Source organism: Bradyrhizobium sp. ma5 (assembly GCF_042258955.1).
Lineage (GTDB): Bacteria > Pseudomonadota > Alphaproteobacteria > Rhizobiales > Xanthobacteraceae > Bradyrhizobium.
On the sequence record NZ_CP170156.1, the window covers coordinates 2107598 to 2127288 of the forward strand.

Annotated in this window: 9 protein-coding genes and 7 pseudogenes; 8 read left to right on the forward strand and 8 right to left on the reverse strand. The window is 59.8% G+C overall.

Translation table 11 applies throughout. The features are described 5' to 3' along the window. Positions 1-75: 75 nt before the first annotated feature. Positions 76-635: pseudogene (locus tag ACE103_RS09790) on the reverse strand (transposase); the annotation flags it as partial. Positions 636-939: 304 nt separating this feature from the next. On the opposite strand from ACE103_RS09790, the pseudogene ACE103_RS09795 reads away from it, so the two are divergent. Beyond that, positions 940-1679, forward strand: a pseudogene (locus ACE103_RS09795) (transposase family protein). Between the two features lie 75 nt (positions 1680-1754). Continuing rightward, entirely contained in the window at positions 1755-2810 is a 1056-nt protein-coding gene (gene ltrA, locus ACE103_RS09800) for a group II intron reverse transcriptase/maturase (RefSeq protein ID WP_375779238.1), read from the forward strand. Between the two features lie 443 nt (positions 2811-3253). Here the strand turns inward: ltrA and ACE103_RS09805 are convergent, their stop codons facing one another. Both ACE103_RS09805 and ACE103_RS09810 read right to left on the reverse strand, forming a co-directional pair. Further along, entirely contained in the window at positions 3254-3955 is a 702-nt protein-coding gene (locus tag ACE103_RS09805) for a hypothetical protein (protein WP_375779239.1), read from the reverse strand. A gap of 453 nt (positions 3956-4408) precedes the next feature. After that, a complete protein-coding gene (locus ACE103_RS09810) occupies positions 4409-6004 on the reverse strand; it encodes a carbohydrate porin (RefSeq protein WP_375779240.1) in 1596 nt (531 codons plus the stop codon). Between the two features lie 863 nt (positions 6005-6867). Here ACE103_RS09810 and ACE103_RS09815 point away from each other — a divergent pair. The 4 genes and pseudogenes from ACE103_RS09815 (at position 6868) to ACE103_RS09830 (ending at position 10116) form a co-directional block, all read left to right on the forward strand. Then, positions 6868-8053: pseudogene (locus tag ACE103_RS09815) on the forward strand (IS3 family transposase). Positions 8054-9082: 1029 nt separating this feature from the next. After that, entirely contained in the window at positions 9083-9349 is a 267-nt protein-coding gene (locus ACE103_RS09820; RefSeq protein ID WP_375779241.1) for a transposase, read from the forward strand. Further along, positions 9286-9942, forward strand: a pseudogene (locus ACE103_RS09825) (DDE-type integrase/transposase/recombinase); the annotation flags it as partial. The gene ACE103_RS09820 and the pseudogene ACE103_RS09825, both read left to right, overlap by 64 nt. A 15-nt stretch (positions 9943-9957) precedes the next feature. After that, the gene (locus ACE103_RS09830) at positions 9958-10116 is read left to right on the forward strand and encodes a hypothetical protein (RefSeq protein ID WP_375781071.1); all 159 of its coding nucleotides are present in this window, start codon (positions 9958-9960) and stop codon (positions 10114-10116) included. 146 nt (positions 10117-10262) lie between these two features. On the opposite strand, the pseudogene ACE103_RS09835 reads toward ACE103_RS09830, so the two are convergent. Next, positions 10263-11283, reverse strand: a pseudogene (locus tag ACE103_RS09835) (IS110 family transposase). 80 nt (positions 11284-11363) lie between these two features. Between ACE103_RS09835 and ACE103_RS09840 the strand changes: the two are divergent. Then, positions 11364-11615, forward strand: a pseudogene (locus ACE103_RS09840) (integrase core domain-containing protein); the annotation flags it as partial. A gap of 433 nt (positions 11616-12048) precedes the next feature. Here ACE103_RS09840 and ACE103_RS09845 read toward each other — a convergent pair. Next, positions 12049-13367: pseudogene (locus tag ACE103_RS09845) on the reverse strand (IS1380 family transposase). 307 nt (positions 13368-13674) lie between these two features. Beyond that, positions 13675-15009 (reverse strand): oxygen-independent coproporphyrinogen III oxidase, encoded by a 1335-nt coding sequence (gene hemN / locus ACE103_RS09850; protein WP_375779242.1) that lies wholly within the window; start codon positions 15007-15009, stop codon positions 13675-13677. Between the two features lie 1983 nt (positions 15010-16992). Between hemN and ACE103_RS09855 the strand changes: the two genes are divergently transcribed. Next, the gene (locus tag ACE103_RS09855) at positions 16993-17718 is read left to right on the forward strand and encodes a LuxR family transcriptional regulator (RefSeq protein ID WP_375781072.1); all 726 of its coding nucleotides are present in this window, start codon (positions 16993-16995) and stop codon (positions 17716-17718) included. 373 nt (positions 17719-18091) lie between these two features. On the opposite strand, the gene ACE103_RS09860 is transcribed toward ACE103_RS09855, so the two are convergent. Then, positions 18092-18817, reverse strand: coding sequence for an outer membrane protein (locus ACE103_RS09860; RefSeq protein ID WP_375779243.1), 726 nt, complete (start codon positions 18815-18817; stop codon positions 18092-18094). Positions 18818-19366: 549 nt separating this feature from the next. Next, positions 19367-19612, reverse strand: a complete 246-nt coding sequence (locus ACE103_RS09865) for a hypothetical protein (protein ID WP_375779244.1) — start codon at positions 19610-19612, stop codon at positions 19367-19369. Positions 19613-19691: the final 79 nt, after the last annotated feature.

The window sequence follows — 19691 nt, forward strand, 5'->3', positions numbered from 1 at the left end:
GAACATTGCCTGAACGGCGCTCCCGAAAACCAACCTCCCGCAACTGTCCGCGATTTAGCGGAATCCCTGTCCCGGAATTACTGAAATCGCTGTCCGCGAATTACCGAAATTGCTGTCCGGAAATTGCCGAAACACGCAAACATGCGCCTCGAATTGACCGCCCATGCCACGTGGCACGATGAGCCCGAACGTCTTCATGAGCCCGCGGACTTGGTTCGCGACGTCGAGCGTCGCTCGCACGAGCTTCGTTCGAGCCGCGACCAAAGTCCGCGAGAGCATGCTGTCGAAACCCTTCACCCGCACTTCGCGAAGAAGCCAACCTCCGCCAAATGCGCGAGCCCACCGGCATCGTTGGCGTCGGTCTTGTTGGCTGCCATGTCGAGCGCGGCTTTCGCGTGGCGGGCGTCAATGCAGATCGCCGGCAGCCCTTCCGCAGTGAGGGCAGGAAAGAACCAGACGGACAGCGGTCCGTTCTCGAACACCACTCGCTTGGCCGACGGAGCGTGTTTGCGGATCAGCCCTGCAACAACTTGTGGATCCGAGACGCACTTGCCACGCCAGACACGCTCGCCGCCGCGCCGAATAGATACCGCCGTCTCTTTCAGAGAGACGTCAAGGCCGATATACTCTTCCATGGCTGTTCTCCATCAGATGCTTGGCCCGGCTTCCGGTCGTGAGCCCGTACTTCCATCTTATCGGGGAACGGCCACCAGCATCCATCGTCGCCTCTGCCGATGAGGTGGCTCGCCCTACACTGCGCGTCCGAGGGTTGCTCGGGCGAACCGAGCCGATCCTCATCACAGGAGTATAGCGCGACAATCGGGGGGGCTTCCGCATATTTGGTGCAAGGTGCAGGATTCACGGACGGTGCGAATAAGGGCATAAGGTCGGAATCGCATTCGACGCCGGTGATACGCCTTGCTCCATGCCTTCCGTTCACTGGTTTCCCCCGAGCTTTCGATTGTCCAGATCCTTCCCCAGACCGACAGGGTGGTGCTCGTGGCTCGGCCGAAGTCAGCGGTCTCGCTCTGCCCCTGTTGCGGCGGCCAGACGGGTCGCGTCCACAGCCATTACGTGCGACGCTTAACCGATCTGCCGTGGCAAGGTCAGGTGGTCGAAATTCGGCTTCACGCGCGACGGTTTCGATGCGCGAATCCGCAATGCCCGCGTCGGATATTCACTGAGCGGCTACCGGCAACCGTGCGGCCGAAAGCAAGACGCACAACCCGCCCCGGCGAGAGCCAACTGGTGGCTTTGCGGTCGGCGGTGAGCCTGGCTCGCGCCTGTCGCGCAAACTGGCTATGCCGATCAGCAGTGACACCTTGCTCCGAATGATTCACTCGGCTCCCTTGCCGGATTTCGTTGCCCCGACCGTCGTCGGTATCGACGATTGGGCTTGGCGTCGTGGCCAGTGACATGGAACGATCATCTGCGATCTGGAGCGCAATTGCGTGATCGCGGAGCTCGATGAATGGATCACAGAAACACGCAACAGCGAGCTCAAGAGCTTCGCCAACGACATCGCGCGCGACATCGATGCGGTCCGAGCGGCAATAACTACCTCCTGGACGACCAGTCCGGTCGAAGGCCAGATCAGCAGAATCAAAGCCATCAAACGACAAATGTATGGTCGGGCAAGCTACCCGCTATTACGTCGACGCGTCCTTCTGGCTGCCTGAGAACGATCGCTCAACCTATCCGCCCCCAGCTGCTCAAACTGCACCAAATATGCGGAAGAACCCAATCAGGATGAGATGGCCAAACAGAACGATGGCGCACCGGGAATAGACGGGGTCACCTTCGAGGCCATCGAGGCGCAAGGCGTAAAGGCTCTGCTCGAGCAGTTACGGGACGAACTGATCGGGTGCACCTACCAGCCACTCCCAGCGCGGAGACAGGAGATACCGAAGGACGAGGGCAAAGTCCGTGTCCTGTCGATTCCGGCGATCCGCGACAGAGTGGTTCAGGGCGCGCTCAAGCTCATACTCGAGCCTGTCTTCGAGGCGGACTTCCAACCGGGATCGTTTGGATATCGCCCCAAGCGGACAGCTCATGATGCGATCAAGCGAGTTGCCGAGACGATAGTCCAGCGGAAGACGCGGGTCCTCGAGTTTGATCTGCGCGCCTATTTTGACAATGTTCGGCACGACCGCTTGTTGGCGAAAGTGGCGCGACGGATCGATGACGCGGACGTCATGCACCTCCTGAAGGTTATGTTGAAGGCTTCTGGCAAGAAGGGCGTTCCACAAGGCGGAGTCATCTCGCCCTTGCTCAGCAACCTGTACCTCAATGAGGTGGGCAAGATGCTGGAGCGGGCGCGGGAGGTCACGCGAAATGGCAAGTACGCCTACATCGAATATGCGAGGGTCGCTGACGATTTGGTGATCTTGATCGACGCCTACAAACGTCATGACTGGCTGATCAGGGCTGTGGACAAGCGGCTTCGGGAGGAGTTCGGCAAGCTGCAGGTTGAAATCAATGATGAAAAGAGCCGCACAGTGGACCTTGAGCGCGGTGAGTGCTTCGGGTTCCCAGGTTTTGAGTTCCGCTACCTCCGCGGTCTGAGCGGAGCGATGCGGCCGCGTTACACGCCCAAGCTCAAGAAGCGAACGGCGCTGGTGCGGGCGCTCAAAGAGGTGTTCCGCCGACACCGGTCGCAACCGATTGAACAGGCAATAAACTTGATCAATCCGATGCTCCGGGGGTGGGTGAATTACTTCGCGGTGGGGCATTCCAGCGAGTGCTTCAGCTTCATCAAAGACTGGGCAGAGAAGAAGGTCAGGCGCCATCTGGCGCATGCTCAGAAATGATAGGGCTTTGGCTGGGAACGATGGAATAGGCGGTGGCTGTACGACACTCTAGGGTTGTTCAACGCCTACAGAGTGCGACGCGACGGGCCGAAAGTTTCCCCAGTAGGATAGGTCCCATAAGCGTTGGCGTGAAGCAAATGGGGGCGCGCAGTGCGGGAAATCCACACGCTGCGTGCGACGTGGAGGGGACGGGAAACGTGGCGCGGTCAAAAGGCTTGCCGGCGCGCCAGTCCTCCATCCTACCGAACAAAACCTCGAACGGACGGTTGCCTGCAAGGAAAGCTGCCAACGAGATAACGAGCACCTGATCTGCGGCATAGGTCTGCCCTGCCCCAGAGACCAGGATTTGCGCGGCCTGATCGCAAGCCAGTAGCGATGGGCTCGCAGGCGGATGTACTTGGAAGATCGAGCTTTGTCGTGGCGCCCTTTTCATCGCCAACCCACTACAAGGAGTTGAAGGTGTCCGGCTGATCGACGAACCACATCCGTGCTAGCACGACGGTATGGTCGTCACCGCACTTGGCTATGACATGATTGGCTGGAAGCTCAAAGATCACCGGAGCTTGATCGGTCCGCGTGCCGCGCCACCACAGCCGTACCGTGCGCGCATAGCCGCAAGTGGTCGCCATGCCCGACCCATAAGAGCTCGTCAGCACCAGCGTATCCGGATCGAGCCATTCAACGTCGCTCTTCGCTTCCGGCAGGCCGAAGCCATCGCGGACAAGGTCTTCACGCCCGTATCTAACTCGCGCAGGGTGACGGCGTCGCTGCCGCCGCGCGACAACGCTAAAATCGCCTGTCCAATTCCGTGGCAGGAAGGCTGCTCTCGTCAGAAGCCAGTCTCCGCCTTCGCTGGCGGCGACTTGATCGATGTCGAGCAGAACGTCCCATGACGGGTTCGGCGTGCGGGTTCGTCGCCAGAGGCCGCGTGGATTGTCGGCGTCCTTCCACAGATTGTAGAGATAACCGCCGCACGGGCTGACAGAGGGGATCTTGTCCGCTCTATCGTAAATCGACGCCAGCGCGTCCCGATCCCACTCGAATGCTGCTCCGCCAAGCACCTGAAGCGTCTTGCCATTCTGTTGCTCGACAAATTTCAGCGCCCGCGCGCCTTCGACCTGTTCCAACCACAGATAGGGGATCATCATCTGGAGCGAGGATGGTCGGCTTTCCAGCCGGTGATCTTGTCGTCGCGCTTGCTTTGACCACACTTGACTCCACTTCTGGCCTTGATGCGCAGTCCCATCGCCGCATCAAGACCTCGCATGTCTTCAATTGTGATGAATGACCATGCGAGTCTGCATCCTGACGCTCGTTGAAATTCAAGGTGATTCCTGCGAGCTGAATGTCGCATGCACATTGCAGTGAATAGGCGTTCGGGCTGCTACGCCGCCGCGCAGCCGTGGTCGTCCAAACGACTGAAGCTCGAATAAAGAACCAGTCTGTTGTGACTGCTAGCATTGTGACGTCCGTCGCGGTGGTTCCAGCTTGCGCCGCGGACATCGCTGCGCGACCGGTCGCGCCAATCGTCGCCGCGATCGGCAGGCAATTCACAGAAGCGGGAGTTCCGGGCCGAATTGGTGAACATTCTCGATGAGTCAGAAGAATATCAACGTGGACACCAGCAGATTGAGCGCATGTTCCGTTTGGGGCGTGCGCGTGACGCTCGTCGGGTTATGAATGTATGACAAACCGATGCTTGCATATATCCCAGGCGCGAGATGCGCAGTATATGTTCCCGTGATTGCTGTGGTATCGCGATGCGCAAGCTGCCCTTTGGCCAAGGCAGCATCCACTGCAAACTTGCTCCAGGCCGTGTTGGTGGCAACGAGAGCGATCAGATCACTGGGCCGACTATCAAAAGGTCCCTTCGCATAAAGACGAAACTCGTAATACCGGCTGATCCTGTTCAGGTCCGGCGGAGCTCCCATGATAGAGAATCCGCCATAGATGCCGCGAGATGGCGCCCCCTCAACGTCACTCTGGCAGAGCTGCCTGTCAGCTGCGATGTAATGAAAATTATTCCCGCTCTCCCTTTGCTGATCTGGATCCGCCAAATTCTTGTAGTGACTGCTGTTGAAGCCGACGCCCGCCCGCAGCCACGTGTCGGGTACGCCGGCAGCAGCCTTGCTCTTGTAGCCGAGTTCATCAACGAAAAGAATGCCCGCGTTGGCCGTGCTCCAGTTCAAGCCGGATGGATTCTCGGTTATCTGCGCATAGGGACCATCTGGACTGATCGAGCGCTGCACAGAGACTTTGTTGTACAAACGATCATCAAGATTGTACTTCAGGTTAACCGCGGGCGTGGGCGTGGGATTGGTGCTCATGCCCGCTTGGAACAAGGCAAACATGTTTGATCCTGAGATCCCTCCGAACAATGTGCCGGTGAACTCGTTTTGATTTCTGAGATAACCTAGTTTGAGTTCGAGTTTCCTGTCGAAGAAAGTTTGGTAGTAGGCGAGCATATTCAGTCCCACTCGATCTGGCCCCGGGCGCTTCCATGTCCAGTATTGCTGCTCGGCTCCCACGACAATCTGGCCATCGGGGATGCCAAACCGGCTGAGATCGTAGGTGACGATCATGAAGTTCGCCGTAGCAAACGTCGGATTCTGGCCCATATAGAGCTGGTTGGCGATACTGCTTCTGGCTGCATTCGGCAGCTGGTTGTTTGCAAGGGTGTTATGTGTCCAGCCGATATAGCCGATGCCGACGTCTGCCAGCGCGGATCTGATGCCGTGCTTGTCCTGATCAATCGTGTCGGCAGGGCCGGGTATGTTGAGCCACAACCCTTTTTCACGCAGATTTTCGTACCTCGCGAAGGGCTCGATCGTCTTTTGCGTTCTCGCCTCAGCAGCCCTATCCGCACTGTCGCGCTTCTCGAGGGACATGCCGGGACTTACTGCTGGCGCCCAAGGACGAGAGCGGATTGCCTGACTGATCATGCCGATCCGGACCTTTGTGGCCGGATCGGAAGCCCTTTGAATTCTTCGCTTGTTGGCCCGATCCGCAGTGCCGCTCTTGGGATCAAGTTCGTTAGCGGCTTGTGCCAGCACGGAATTGCCGGCCAGACAAGCGGCTAGCGAAAGTGCGATGGCAAGCCCAGATCGCTTCCCGGTTGGTCGAAAGTTGAAAGAAAGGGCCGGTGCAGCCGAGTCTATCCGAGGCGATGTCGTCGCGAGAATGTAGTCATGCATAGTGTACTTCGGTCCGTGTCTGCTGGCCATGAATGGACTGCACTTCGCTCTGATTGGCCCAGAGCGGGCTCCCAATTGTTTGCGTCAGAGGGCGAAGGGGACGCCCTACAGCAGGAGATCCCTCGATCCAGCGAGATCCACTTAGCCTTGCCAAACCTCGTCACTGGCAGACGCGAGCATGATCTCGTTGTATCTTGCTTTGTGCATCATGCGAGCGGCGCGCGCTGGCTCGGCGAGATGTTGGCGACGACTGAGCGGAGCCTCGGCTTTCCTCGCCACCATGACATTGCGAACGACGACCTTGCTTCACTTGGGTCGGAGGAGTCTCGCGGTGCCGCGTACCTTGATCGAAGGCGTCGTTCTCAGCGAAATGGCAGCTACCAGAAAGCAAGCTTCGCCGGCCACGTGCCGTGCCTCATGAGGCCTCCTTGGTGTCGTTGTCGCGGAAAAAGCGAGACAATCGATAGGCTCGAAGGCCAGAGAGCCTTGGAGCCTGTGCGCCCGGCGATCGCACCACAACCTCCATCATGGTGCCCCGCGAGAACAGAGAAATTTGCCTTCCAGCAGCTTTGGTGGGGGTGGACAAGCAGTTGGTAATCCATCGGCTCGGTTGGTCCGGCCAAATCTGTCCTGCATTCGGTCTCCCTCGACGTGCACGGCTTTCGTTAGTCGCTTGCCATGTACCCGTTATCTCGATCAATCTGCCGGAATTGGTAGTTGACCATGCGCAACGGTTCGATCAAGTCGCCGGTCTCGGCAAAGCCGCAAGGCGGGCTCCATCGCGAAGACACTCCGGGAAGTGACCTGCGACTGCGTATTTCCTCCGGATGGAGTTAGAGTCCGGCCTGACGAAGGACGGACAGATGAAGCGAGCAAGGTTCACGGAAGAGCAGATTATCGCGGTGCTGAAGGAGCATGAGGCTGGGGCCAAGCGGCCGATCTGGCTCGGAAGCATGGAATCTCCGAGGCGACGATCTACAATTGGAAGGCCAAGTTCGGCGGCATGGAGGTCTCTGAGGCCAAGCGGTTAAAGGGCCTGGAAGAGGAGAACACGAAGCTGAAGAAGCTCCTTGCCGAGCAGATGCTCGATGCGGCCGCCCTTCGCGAGCTTCTTTCAAAAAAATGGTAGGGCCCACCGCCAAGCGCGCTGCCGTCGCGCATCTGCAGGCCGTCATGAGCCTGTCGGAACGGCGGCCTGTTCGATCGTCGGCGCGGATCGGAAGATGATCCGCTACGGCACCAGCCGCCCTCCAGACACGGCTTTGCGCGGCCGGTTGCGCGATCTCGCCAACGAGCGGCGGCGTTTCGGCTACCGCCGGCTGTTCGTCTTGCTGCGGCGGGAGGGCGAGCCGTCGGGGATCAACCGGATCTACCGGCTTTATCGGGAGGAAGGGCTCACCGTCCGCAAGCGACATGCCCGCCGCAAGGCCGTGGGGACACGGGCCCCGATCCTGGTGGAAGCGAGGCCCAATGTCCGCTGGTCGCTGGACTTCGTCCACGACCAGTTCGCCAGCGGCCAACGCTTCCGCATTCTCAACATCGTCGATGACGTGACCAAGGAGTGTCTGGGGGCCATTCCGGATACGTCGATCTCAGGACGGCGCGTCGTCCGCGAACTGACGGCGATCATCGCACGACGCGGCAGGCCAGGAATGATCGTGTCCGACCATGGCACCGAGTTCACCTGCGACACCATGCTGGCCTGGAGCAAGGATACGCTCATCGACTGGCACTTCATTGCGCCGGGAAAGCCGATGCAGAATGGCTTCATTGAGAGTTTCAATGGCCGGATGCGGGAAGAACTGCTCAACGAAACCCTGTTCTTCGATCTCGACGACGCCCGCGCCAAAATCGCCACCTTGGTCGCCGACTACAATCTCCAGCGGCCTCACTCGTCGCTGAAATACCTTACCCCTGCGGCCTATGCCGCCCAGCTCACCGCAACGGACGACCGGCTACGCAACCCCGACCAGCTCCGCCGATCGTCCGTTGCTCCACCCCGCGCCACTTGGCGTACAAAACCCCGAGACTCTAACCGCCGCCGGATGAAAGTTCGGTGGCAAGTCAGAAGCAGTAGCCAGTTCGCATTCGAGCGCCGGCAAGGCAAGATTCTGCAAGGGTCTGATGATAGAAAAATGTCGCGCCATCGCTGACGAAGACGAGAACTATTGCTCGCTGGTGTCGCTATGGTGCTGGAGCCCGCGCAAAGTGTCTCTTTGTGTTGGGCGCCTCATAGGTGCCCTTTCATCAAGGCGATGGGTCACGCGATCGGGATGAGGCTGCGAAGAATGATATTGTCGGCGGTCAATGCCTCAGGAATGCGTGAGCGTCATAAGCTCTCGCGTCAACGAAACAAGCCGATCGGAACAGGGATGTTGGGTGAGGGACGATGGAGATGATTGATCAAGCGGCTGCTTCGGACTTGCGGCCGCTCTTGCACAGGCCGCCAAGACGCATTCTCTGGGGTTTGGTGCTCCCATTCGTCCTCCTCGGCTCGTGTGCCGCTAGTGCCTATTTTTGGGCCCACCTCGGAGAGTTTGTCGAGACGCCGGTAGCCCGGGAGGTCCCTTCAACGATGGGCCTGTCACCGGAGGACAGGGCATCCCTCTCCGAAATAAGGTGGGCGCAGCAGAAGGCTGCCGATGAGATCTCAGAACTCAACCGCCGGTTCGATGCCCAGAGGCAGGACCTCAAAGCGAACTTGGATCAGATCACCGTGCTGAGTTCGCGGATCGAGTCCCTCCAGAAATTAATACCCGCCCCCGCTGCTCCTTCCGTCCCTCCCTCGTCGCCAGCCCAAGCTGTTTCGAGCCCAGCCAAGAAACGCGTTGGGCGGTCGAAAGCACAGGGACCTGTTTCCGTCGGAGGCGCGCCAGTGATCGCAAACCCGAAGACAGGCGAGCCCTGACGTCTCGGACGGCTACAGACGTGGCCGGATCCTCAGTCGGGCTCGAGAAGGTGGGCCGTCGTTTCGCAAAGCGCTTTGTGGCGGCAAAACACCCGCAGCTTTGGAGTGACCTTGCCCCCTTGGCATAATCCAGTTTGAAGTTCGCTCTGGCCCAAGACGAGGACCAGAGCATGAAGCGCAATCGTTTTACGGAAGAGCAGATCATCGGGATCTTGAAGGAGCACGAGGCCGGGGTTTCGGTGGCCGATCTGTGCCGCAAGCACGGCGTCAGCGACGCCAGCAGCTACAAATGGAAGGCCAGGTTCGGCGGGATGGACGTCTCCGAGGCCAAGCGGCTGAGAACGCTAGAGGACGAGAACACGAAGCTGAAGCGGCTCCTGGCCGAGGCGATGCTGGACAATGCGGCGCTGAAGGACCTCGTGGGAAAGAAGTGGTGACGCCCGCAGGGAAGCGGAAAGCTGTCGTCCATCTGCGCGAGGCATTCGGGATGAGCGAACGGCGGGCGTGTAAAGCCATCGGCTGCTGCCGCATGACCATGAGATACCGGACGACCCAGGCTGCCGACGCCAGCCTTCGCCAGAGCATGAGGGCGATCGCCCAGGAGCGCCGCCGTTTCGGCTATCGGCGGCTGCATGTTCTGCTCAGGCGGGAGGGGTATCGGATCAACCACAAAGAGCTCTTCCGGCTCTATCGGGAAGAGAAGCTGACGGTGCGCCGCCGTGGTGGCCGCAAGCGGGCGATCGGGACCGGGGCGCCGATGCTGGTTCCGATGACGCCGAACGACCAGTGGTCGCTCGACTTTGTGTCGAATCAGCTGGCCGACGGCCGCCGCTTCCGCATCCTGACCGTCGTGGATGATTGGATCCGTGAGTGCCTGGCGCTGGTGGCCGATACCTCGCTCTCCGGCGTCCGTGTGGCGCGGGAATTGGACCGGCTGATGATCGAGCGCGGCAAGCCCAGGATGGTGGTGAGCGACAACGGCAGCGAACCGACCAGCAACGCCATCCTGGTATGGGCCGACCAGTGCCGTGTCGAATGGCACTACATCGCGCCGGGCAAACCCATGCAGAACGCCTTCATCGAGAGCTTCATGTATAGACGGCCCCGCGGATGCAAGGGATTTCTGCAGCACTTTGGATACCGGTCGGGTGCGTCCATGTATACGGCCTGTTCGTGCGACCGATGCCATGGCCGCTGGCCCTGATGGAGATCGCGGATCGAGGCCTCATCAACGGGTCGCGCTTGTTGCGCTTAAAACTCTTCGGGCTTGCTCGATCCCCAGCTCCGCCGGTGTCCATCATGCTGTCATTTGCCCTCACACCATAAGGTGGCCCAGGATACGCGGGCAGCTCAGGCCGCGAGCTTTGGCCGATAGAATTCTCCGGTCGTCATCATCGCCCAGATATCCGGGCCAACTTGTTGGCAACGGCGATGGCGACGACCATGGGCCGACGCCGTTCAAGCAGGGCTTCGATCCAGCCGCCTCCCACCCGGGAGCGTGCCTTTGGGTCCCGAACGACGTTACGTGCTCCGATGACAAGCAGGTGCCTGAGATAGGAATCGCCCTGTTTCGTAATCCGACCGAGCCGATCCTTCTCACCGGTAGAATTCTGCTTAGGCGTCAGGCCCAGCCAGGCCGCGAACTCCCGCCCGGAGCGGAACATGGTCGGGTCCGGCACGGTTGCGGCAAGAGCCGTGGCCGTTATGGGACCAACGCCGGGAATTGAGGACAGCAACTTCGCCATCGGATTTACTCTCTGGATCTGGGCCAGCTCACGCTCGATAGCGTCGACCTGCCGGGCCAATTCCTTCAGTTGGTTCACAAGAACGGCCAGCGCAATGCGGGCATGGGCGGCAACGTCAACCCCTCGTCATTCAACAAGTCCACCAGACCATCCACCCGTTGCCGGCCCTGTCCGACAATGATACCGAACTCAGCAAAGTGAGCCCGAATGGCGCAGGCTGTCATGGTTCGCTGGCGGACCAGCAGGCCTCTTGCGCGATGAAGCATCAAGAATCCTTGGTTCTCGACGCTCTTGATTGGAACGAAGCGCATATTTGGACGGGTGACCGCTTCGCAGATCGCGGCCGCGTCAGCGGCGTCATTCTTGGCTCCTCTTCGTACGTAGGGTTTGACATAGGCCGGCGGAATCAATCTTACATCGTGTCCAAACCGCCGAATCTCCCGCGCCCAGTGATGAGCGGTCGCGCAAGCCTCGATGCCGACCAAGCACGGTGCGAGCGAGGAGAAGAACGACATGATCTCGCCTCGCCGGAGGCGCTGGCGACTGGTCACTTGGCCTTGGCTGTCGACTGCATGGACGTGAAACACGTGCTTCGAAATGTCCAACCCAATTGTTGCGGCTTCCATTGGTGAATTGCTCCTGTTAGCGGGTTCATCCATCGCCAGTATATCGTCGGCGCCAAGGGAGCGGGGCCGTCTTCCCCACCAACGGCCGGCTGCGGGACGAGCTGTTGAACGAGACGTTGTTCACGTCACTGGCACAAGTTGGCGGGCCGATTACAACGACACACGACCACACTCGCAGCTCGGATGGAGAACCCCGTCCGAGTTCGCGATGACATGCCACCCGCGCCGGGATTTGGCGCTGCGCTATGCCGAAGGCTCCGCGCCAGCCCCCCGTCGCTTCCACCGCCCAACCGGGCAAATCCAACGGCAGGGGCGAACTCAGAACTGGATAAAACTTGAGGGCAAGGTCATTGCAACGGGTCAAAAACCGGAGACGAGGGAATCTTATGTTGTTCGACTGCTGGAGCACATCGCGCGATATAGAGAATACTTCGGTGATCGAGAGATTGTAAGTGTCTATTTCGGCGGCCGCACGCCAACCTTGCTGACTTAGCATCAATTCGGCAAGGTTTTCGCCGCCCGCGATGCCGCATTTCCAAAACGAAGCCGGAAATCTGAGATTACTGTCGAGTGCGCACCGGACACTTTCGACAACAACCTTCTAGCCCGTCTTATTCACGATGTGCCCGCGTGAAGAAAGCCACATTTGCGTTCCCGGGGTGGGGTCGCGAGTGAGGGTTGCGGAGTTTTCCGCGGTTTGCGTCGAATGTGGGGAACGCGTTTGAGGAGCGATGGGGATGAACGGGGCATCAGCCGCCCCGTTGGTCACGGCGGTTGAGGGAAGAATGCGTTGACAAGGCCGCGGAACAGGTCGGCCTCGGGACAGGCTGCGGCGAAGGCGATGCGGATCCGGCTTGTGGTCTCGACGATGCGAGCGGCGATCTTGAGAAGCCTGAGCCTGATCGTTGCGAACTCGGCGGTGGCGGGGTCGCGCAGTTTCGGGATCCTGTCGCGCATGACGAGCACGAGCCAATAAGCGGCGGTGTGGAGCACGAGGCGGACCTGATTGGCGAGCGCCGAGCGGCAGCTGGTCCGATCGGAAGCGAGCTGGCTCTTGTACAGCTTGATCAGGTTCTCGGCCTGTCCACGTTGGCAATAGAGGCTGTGGTAAATCCATTGAGCCGAGCCGATGCCCAGGCTGGTGACGACATAACGGATATCGAGCCCGTGCTCGCTCGCCTCGATGCGGGCGACGATGCGGCGCTCGTGGTGCCAGGAGCCGGCGGCGTGGCGGACCTCGGTGTAGTCCCGCACCACCGCCTTGCCTTCGATCGCCCGTTCGACGCGGACCGCGTCTGCGATCTGCTCGACCTTCACGGCGAGCGGCTTGGTCCCGGCCACGGCGAAGACGTAATCGATGCCGTTTTGCTCGCAGAACTCCATGGCCTCGGGGCGGGCGTAATGACTGTCGCCGCGGAAGGTGATGCGCGTCGTGGGCCAGCGCTTTCGAATGTGACGGACGAGGCGGCGCAGATGGGCACGAAGATCGAGGCCGCCCGGCACCTTGCCCGGGCGCAGAACGACCGCAACCGGCCGGCTGCGCTCGGTATCGTAGACATGGATCGGCAGAAAGCAGTGCTCGTCGTAATGGGCGTTGAACAATGATAGCTGCTGACGCCCATGCACCACGTCGACGGTGTCGTCGATATCGAGCGTCACAGCGCCCGGCGCGCGTGAGTAGCTGTCCATCCACAGGTCGACAAGTGCATAGCTCAGTCGGATCGTCTCGCGCAGGTCAGGGGCATTCTCCAGCCGCGACAGGGTCGGCTGCGAGCAGAGGTTCAAACCGCTGTCCGGTGGACGGCCGCAGGCCAGCCTGAAGGCCGGATCGCTGCGCAGCTGGTCGAGATCATTGCCGTCCTCGTAGCCGCACGCGATGGCGAAGATCCGGGCGCGGATCAGATCGACAAGGCGATGTGCGATGCGGGCCGGATCGCGCCGCTCGCGAAAAACGCGCGCCAGTTTCTCCGAAACCAGCAGCATGACGCCTGCATCCGACATCAGTCGCCCGCCATCGAAAGCGGCTGTGATCTTCTTGCGTCCGACGCTGGAAATATGAAGGGCAGAATCGTATCGTCGACCATGGCGGGTGTGGCGGCCTCAATGTCAGCGCAGAATTGGTGTCAGCAACCGAATCCTACGCCCCATCAGCGGCTTACGCCACACCCGCCAGCCACTTCAAAGCTCATCGTGAATAAGACGGGCTAGATCAGGGCACGCATTTGAGGGCTGCGGGAAGAAGAACAAGCCGCCCTGTCTGGGCATCCACGTACAGCTCCGAAAGTATCGCGGCGGTTCAGGCTTGCGAAACACGAAGCTACAGCGCCGCGGTTGAGCCGCGCTATTCTTAGGGAGGCGCGGGCTTGGGTGCGCTCACATGCGTGGCTATTCCTAATAAGGGGGGCGGTCGAAATGAGCGTCGAACGCGGCAGCAACAGCGCGAATGAAAAAACGGCGCTCCTGCTTGACACGGATGAAACCCTCATCGATGTCCACTATCCCGTCTTCCGCGAGCATTCGCAGGCGGTCAGCTGAATCGAGCAAAGCAATCGGATCAAATCCGTGGGAGGCACAGATTGCCGGTACGTCGGCCTGCAAATCGCACATCAGACGTTCGATGATTGCGGCCCGGAGGCGATCTTTGGCGGCGAGACAGTAACCTTTTGAGGTTGCCAGACGGCCGGCTCTGATATGCTGGATATAGGAAGCAGTTGCGATCTCGTTCTGGACGTAACCCTCACGGAGACGGCCGATGGCTGACGGACCGAAGCCGATCACGGTTTTACAGGTATTGGCCGAATAACCCAAGGAGTTGCGGCGCAGCTGACCGGCTTTCTGCGCCAGCGCGAGCTCGTCGTCCGGCAAGGCGAAATGGTCGAGCCCGATTTGGCGGTAGCCGGCGGAGACCAGCGTATCGGCCACGGCCGCGGCTTGCTCGGCGCGGGCAACATTGTCCGGCAGCGCCGCCTCGTCGATCCGGCGTTGACGTTTCATATAGGAGGGAACGTGGGCGTAGCCGAAAACCGCAAGCCGGTCGGGCCGCATGGCCAGGGCCGTCCTCGCGGAGTGCACGCAGGACTGCACTGTCTGATGTGGCAGCCCGAAGAGGAGGTCGAAGTTGATGCGGCTTACTCCATGCTGGCGAAGACTTTCGACGGCAGAAGCCGTCTGCGCCTCGCTCTGGAGGCGGTTGACCGCCCTTTGAACCAGGGGGTCAAAGCTTTGCACGCCGATGCTCGCGCGGCTGGCGCCGGCTGCGCCTAAGGTTTCGGCCATCTCCGCCGTGAACGCGCGCGGGTCGATCTCGATGGCGACGGTAGCCGCTTCGCTGAACGCGAAGCAGCGGCGTAGGAGTTCCATCAGGGCCAGGAAATCGACCGGCGCAATGGTGGTCGGCGTTCCGCCGCCAAAATGCACGTCGCTTACGGGCAGAGTGCGCGGCACTTGCTCTGCGACCAATCGAATCTCGTCCCGCAGCACCGCCAGAAAATCACGAATCGGCCGCTCGCTGCGAGTGAGACTCGTGGGGAATCCGCAATACCAGCAGATCGACCGGCAGAACGGAACGTGGAGATAGAGAGATACGGGGTCGTCGGGCGGCAGCCGCCTCAACCATGTCTCACAAGCTTCGGCGCCGACGGTCGCAGTGAAATCAGGTACGGTTGGGTAGATGGTGTACCAAGGCAGGCGAGCATCGCAATACTTGTTCAGGAGTGATGTCTGCAAGGCTTAACATTCCCATGCTCATACAGCATGAAGCTGACCTATGTTCACCCCTCTGTCTTTGCGTTATGTCAACGCGACCGCTTTGAAATCTGCTCCCGTTCGATGGTCGTACGCTCTCGTTGCTGCATTCTCTACGTCTGTCTGCCGCTACGGATCAAAAGCGCAAGCAGGCCGAACAAATAGCCTCTGTGTACACTGAAAGCTTCAACAAGCAGTGATAGCTCGGGGGTCGCTGCGCCGTTCGCGATTTGGAGACGTTTTCGATAGTGCCGCAGGTTTGCATTCGGATGTTGTGGAGTTATTCAAGGCAACTCGATCATCGGGAAACAACCCACGGATTAGACCTGGCCCCTTCGGGCGGAATGGCACTTGGTCTCGGTGGGTCTCGCCTCACCAGCAAAAATCCCGGCAGAGCGTCCATCGAAATCCCGATCCAAAGCCTAGTGATCTCACGGACAAGCAGTTGCTTGTTAGATGAAAACGTCGAGTACGAGATTGTACAACTTGACGCTACGTGCGATTCAAGTCCCTGGGAGCCCGCATGAAAACATTTTGGACCCCAAATTGGAAAAATGGTTGAGCCTCAATTCCGCCACGCTACTTGTCTCATTGCCGCAAGCATCATCACGGATGTACTGATGATGTTGGGGCGGCCCCGGCGCACTTCCAACCCCGGCAAAGTGCGTCGGGGCGCCTTGGCGGCATCCCGTCCCGTCAGCTCACCACGCGAGGGCTGGCAGCCATGCGCGCGTGCTGGAAGGTCGTCGCGGCGAAGAGACGGAAACGGATTGACCATCCAGCCGGCTCCCAGCAGCTGGCGCAAACGGCGCTGTTGCGTTTCCTCCCGGTGTCACGATTGCTTCAATGCGCTTAGTACGCGGGAACCGATCGCTATCCTCTAAAGCGCTTGTGTGGACAGTTGATTCTGACGAATCCGACAATTGGTACGACACTTGCTGATCCGATCCACAGGTCCTCTCCCCTCTGGAGTTGCGCATGCTAAGTGTCCTCTGCATCAAGCAGGTCTCGCGACTCCGCGTATCTCCCGTTGCGCCTCTGACGCGACCATTATTTGCCCCGTCGATTCATTCGCGTCGGACCTGCCAGACGGAGCGCCTCAGAGGCCGGGCACTGATGCTGGGCGGCTACCTTTCGCGTCGACTGTTGCGTGTTGCTCATCAATCGCGCCCTCGACGCCGTCGAACGGCGGAGGACCGGCCGAGGGCTAGCGATAGCAATCCGCAAGATTGGGAAGAAAAGTGACGCCCCTGTCATCTTCGCCCGCAAGTAGAGCATCGATGCCGATACCGAGCAGGCGGAGCCTGGCACCTCCAAGCGAGCCGGCGTGCTCTCACTCGCCGAGATCGCGAAGTGCAGCGTCTAGAGCCCCCTTGTGCTCGCCCTTGAGACCGAACGAAGTTTCCGTCAGGCCCGACTCCGGTCTCGCACAACCTCATCTGACCTGTGCTGACGTCGTAGCCGCTGGTGCTGTTTGGTTCGCATCGCCAGTGAAGTCTTTACGACCGTCGGATCGCCTCCGATCGATCGCTCGTGCATGTCGGCCAGACCAGCGATCAAGCCTTCTGTCGCTGCCTGCATTACCAGGGCAATTGGTCGCCGGAACGGCATCGAAGGCGCAGACCATCAACACAGACAACATTGCGGCGATCATCGATTCCGCCAGTGCGTCATCCGCGAGCCGGACAGATCAAATTGAACGGGCATCGGCGCTGTGGTCGCGGCGCGTCGTTCGGCCTGGGTCGAAGGATGGCGGTGGCTCCTCGGCCGTTTTACGGCGACGATCACGCCGCCGCGGCTGGCGGCAGGGCTACGAATTCGGGCCTGACGCAGCAACGAGCGCTCCAGACTTCACGAGGAACAAACCCAAGAGTTCAGGTCATGGAATGGAACTTGGCTCCGCCTGAAACAGGCGCAATCGAACGCCGTGACACCGACCTTGATCGGCGTCCTGAGGCGCCCATCATGGATCTTTTCAGCTTTACTGAATGCGCAAACCAGACGCATTCGCTCAGAGCGCTGTTCGAGCTTCTTGTGAGCTGTGCCACCGAGGAGGGGTTCAGTGAAGTTGCTTACGGCGCCCTCAACTTCGTCGAGCCGCTTCGGCTGGCGGACTATCCACCCCCGACTGTGGCTGTGAAGTGGCCGCCAGACTGGTGCGACCGATACTTCAAACGCAAGTACCATACCATCGATCCGGTGGTCCGGCGGACGCCCATGCTGTCGCGGCCGTTTTTGTGGGATCAACTCGCCGACCACTATCAACTTCAACCCGACGAGAGACGCGTACTCGATGAGGCCAGAGAGGCAGGCCTGAAGCATGGCATGAGCGTGCCGTTGTTTGGACCGTTGGGCCGCGTATCTGTGGTGTCGTTTGCATCTCCGTCCGACGATGCTGATCCTCAGGACCGCATCGGTCATCTCAACGCACTGGCGTGGCACTTTCACACCGCCTATGGCGAGATCGCACGCCCCTGCAATAACGGCTGTGAAAGGAAAGTGGCGCTATCGCAGCGGGAGATCAGTTGCATGCGCTGGGTGGCAGAGGGAAAATCCTCATGGGAAATCGGGAAGATCCTGCAAATCAGCGAGAATACAGTCAATTTTCATATCAAGAATGCGATGCGAAAGCTGGGGGCGAGCAGCCGAATCCAGGCGATCGTTATGGCGATTCGGCTTAATGTTCTTTGAGTTCCTCACTCGAATGGAGCAAGCGCCAATTGATTAGAACTGTTGCTCCCAGCTTCTGGCAAGTATCAGCATGGCGCTATTTGCCGAAACCGCTGACACACTCGCTCCGTCGAGACGAGCGATTTGAAACCTCACGCCGCGTCAGGTCGTGGAGTTCCGTAGCCTTCAGATGACATGTCGGACCAACTGACATGGACTGCCAATGTTGGGCCCGGCGACGTCGTGCCATCCAGCCAGGGATATCGCTGACGAGTTCGAGCCTGGTGCTTCGGAAAGTGCTGCACGGATGCCGTTGGAGAGAGGAGCGCTTGAAGAAAGAACCCCGGCCGATGGTCGGGGCTCTCGAGTCACCGTCGCAAGCGCGGGGTGATCATTATTTGGCAAACACCGGGCTGAACTTGTAATTGAGCCTTGCCGTGATCAGATCGACGTCCTGGTGGACGCGGTCGGCGCCAACGGCTGTTGGGAAGGTTACGTTGCTGCCCTGCATGAGCAAGTGGTCATACTCGACGCCAGCTGACCAGCTCGGCGTGAGGCTGACTTCGATGCCGGCGCCGAGCGCGCCGCCCCAACGCACATCGTTGTTTCTGGCAACCTCGGCCCCAGTCGCCACTGAGTTGATGTGATAGATGTTGCTGGTCACCGCAGCACCGCCCTTCGCGTAAAGCAGCACGGCATCCAAGGCGTAGCCGATGTGGCCGGTCAGCAAGCCGAACGCATCTGTCCTGGTGCTAACCGTGGTTCCTGGGAAGGCGGTGCTGACATTGGAGCCGCTGAAGTCGGCCCAGTTGCCCTGACCTTCGATGCCGTAGACCGTCTTGAAGATCTGCCAACGATAGCCAATCTGGCCGCCGACGGTGCCGCCAGTTGAATTATGGCAGCCCTCGGGAGTGACGCCATTGAAGTCCCAGCAATTGTGGCTTGATCCCCAGCCGCCGTTGATACCGATATAGTAGCCGGTCCAGTCGTTGATTGGGGCTGCGACCAGCAGCGGAGGCGCCTTGATGGTGATGGGCTGCGCGGCGAAGTCCGCACCAAATGCGGGCGCGGCCGCACTGAGTGCGCCGATGCTTGCAGTCAGAATCAGCAAATTCTTCATTCGAGTGTCGTTCCTTTCGATGCCCCCGGCGCCGTGCGTCTTAGCAACATCATCGCGAATTGCTGTAACTGCAGCACAACATTGTTCCGGAAGAAATGGGCCGAAACGCACGCTGCGTCAGCTTGTGAAGCGCGCAACCTTCATCATGCACAGCCTCGACCGAGATGACCGAGAGCTGACAGAGCACGCTTCCAGGGGCGATCAAGCTCATCCGTTCAGCAAGACGACGATGCCACCGTTTGCGATCGTCACTGGTGCGGTGATCATCAATCAAATCCGCTAAGGCCTCCAGATCGTCTAGTGCGTAAAGAATAGCGCGCCCGTCTCGCTCGTAATCGCATCGCTCTCGCTTGTAGCTGACTGGTCGCGCAGCGCCACGAGGGTTGCGCAGGCTACGGTAGTCGAGGACGTGGTTCGCCGTTTGCGGGCAGAATATCAGCAGAGGAAGACCAGCTCAACCACGATCCATGCGGGTCGGCTCCCTGCTGCGTAAGATCACGAAAAGCCGTAATGGACCGAACTGCTCCTGCCAGTGGAGGTGCGAGCGACCTACTGTTTGGTCGATGGCGCCAGTTCGGCGCGTAAATTGCGTATCGCCTCGTTTGCCAGATGCAAAGTATTCCGTTCGCCGTCCCTTATCGAGCACTCCAGGAAAGCGCGCAATCGGCTATGAAGGACTGTCTTGAGATTGTGCGCCAGGATCGGGTCCTTCTCGACAAAGCGCCACGCTTTGTCAAATGCGACGCTCACGAGAGCCTCTGGCGCTTGTACTTGTTCGGACAAAACCTGATCCATCTCAAAACTCCACTCGACGTCCTGATAAGGAAGTAACCTGTCCAAGGTGAAACCGAGAGCATATGACCGGTCCCAGCAA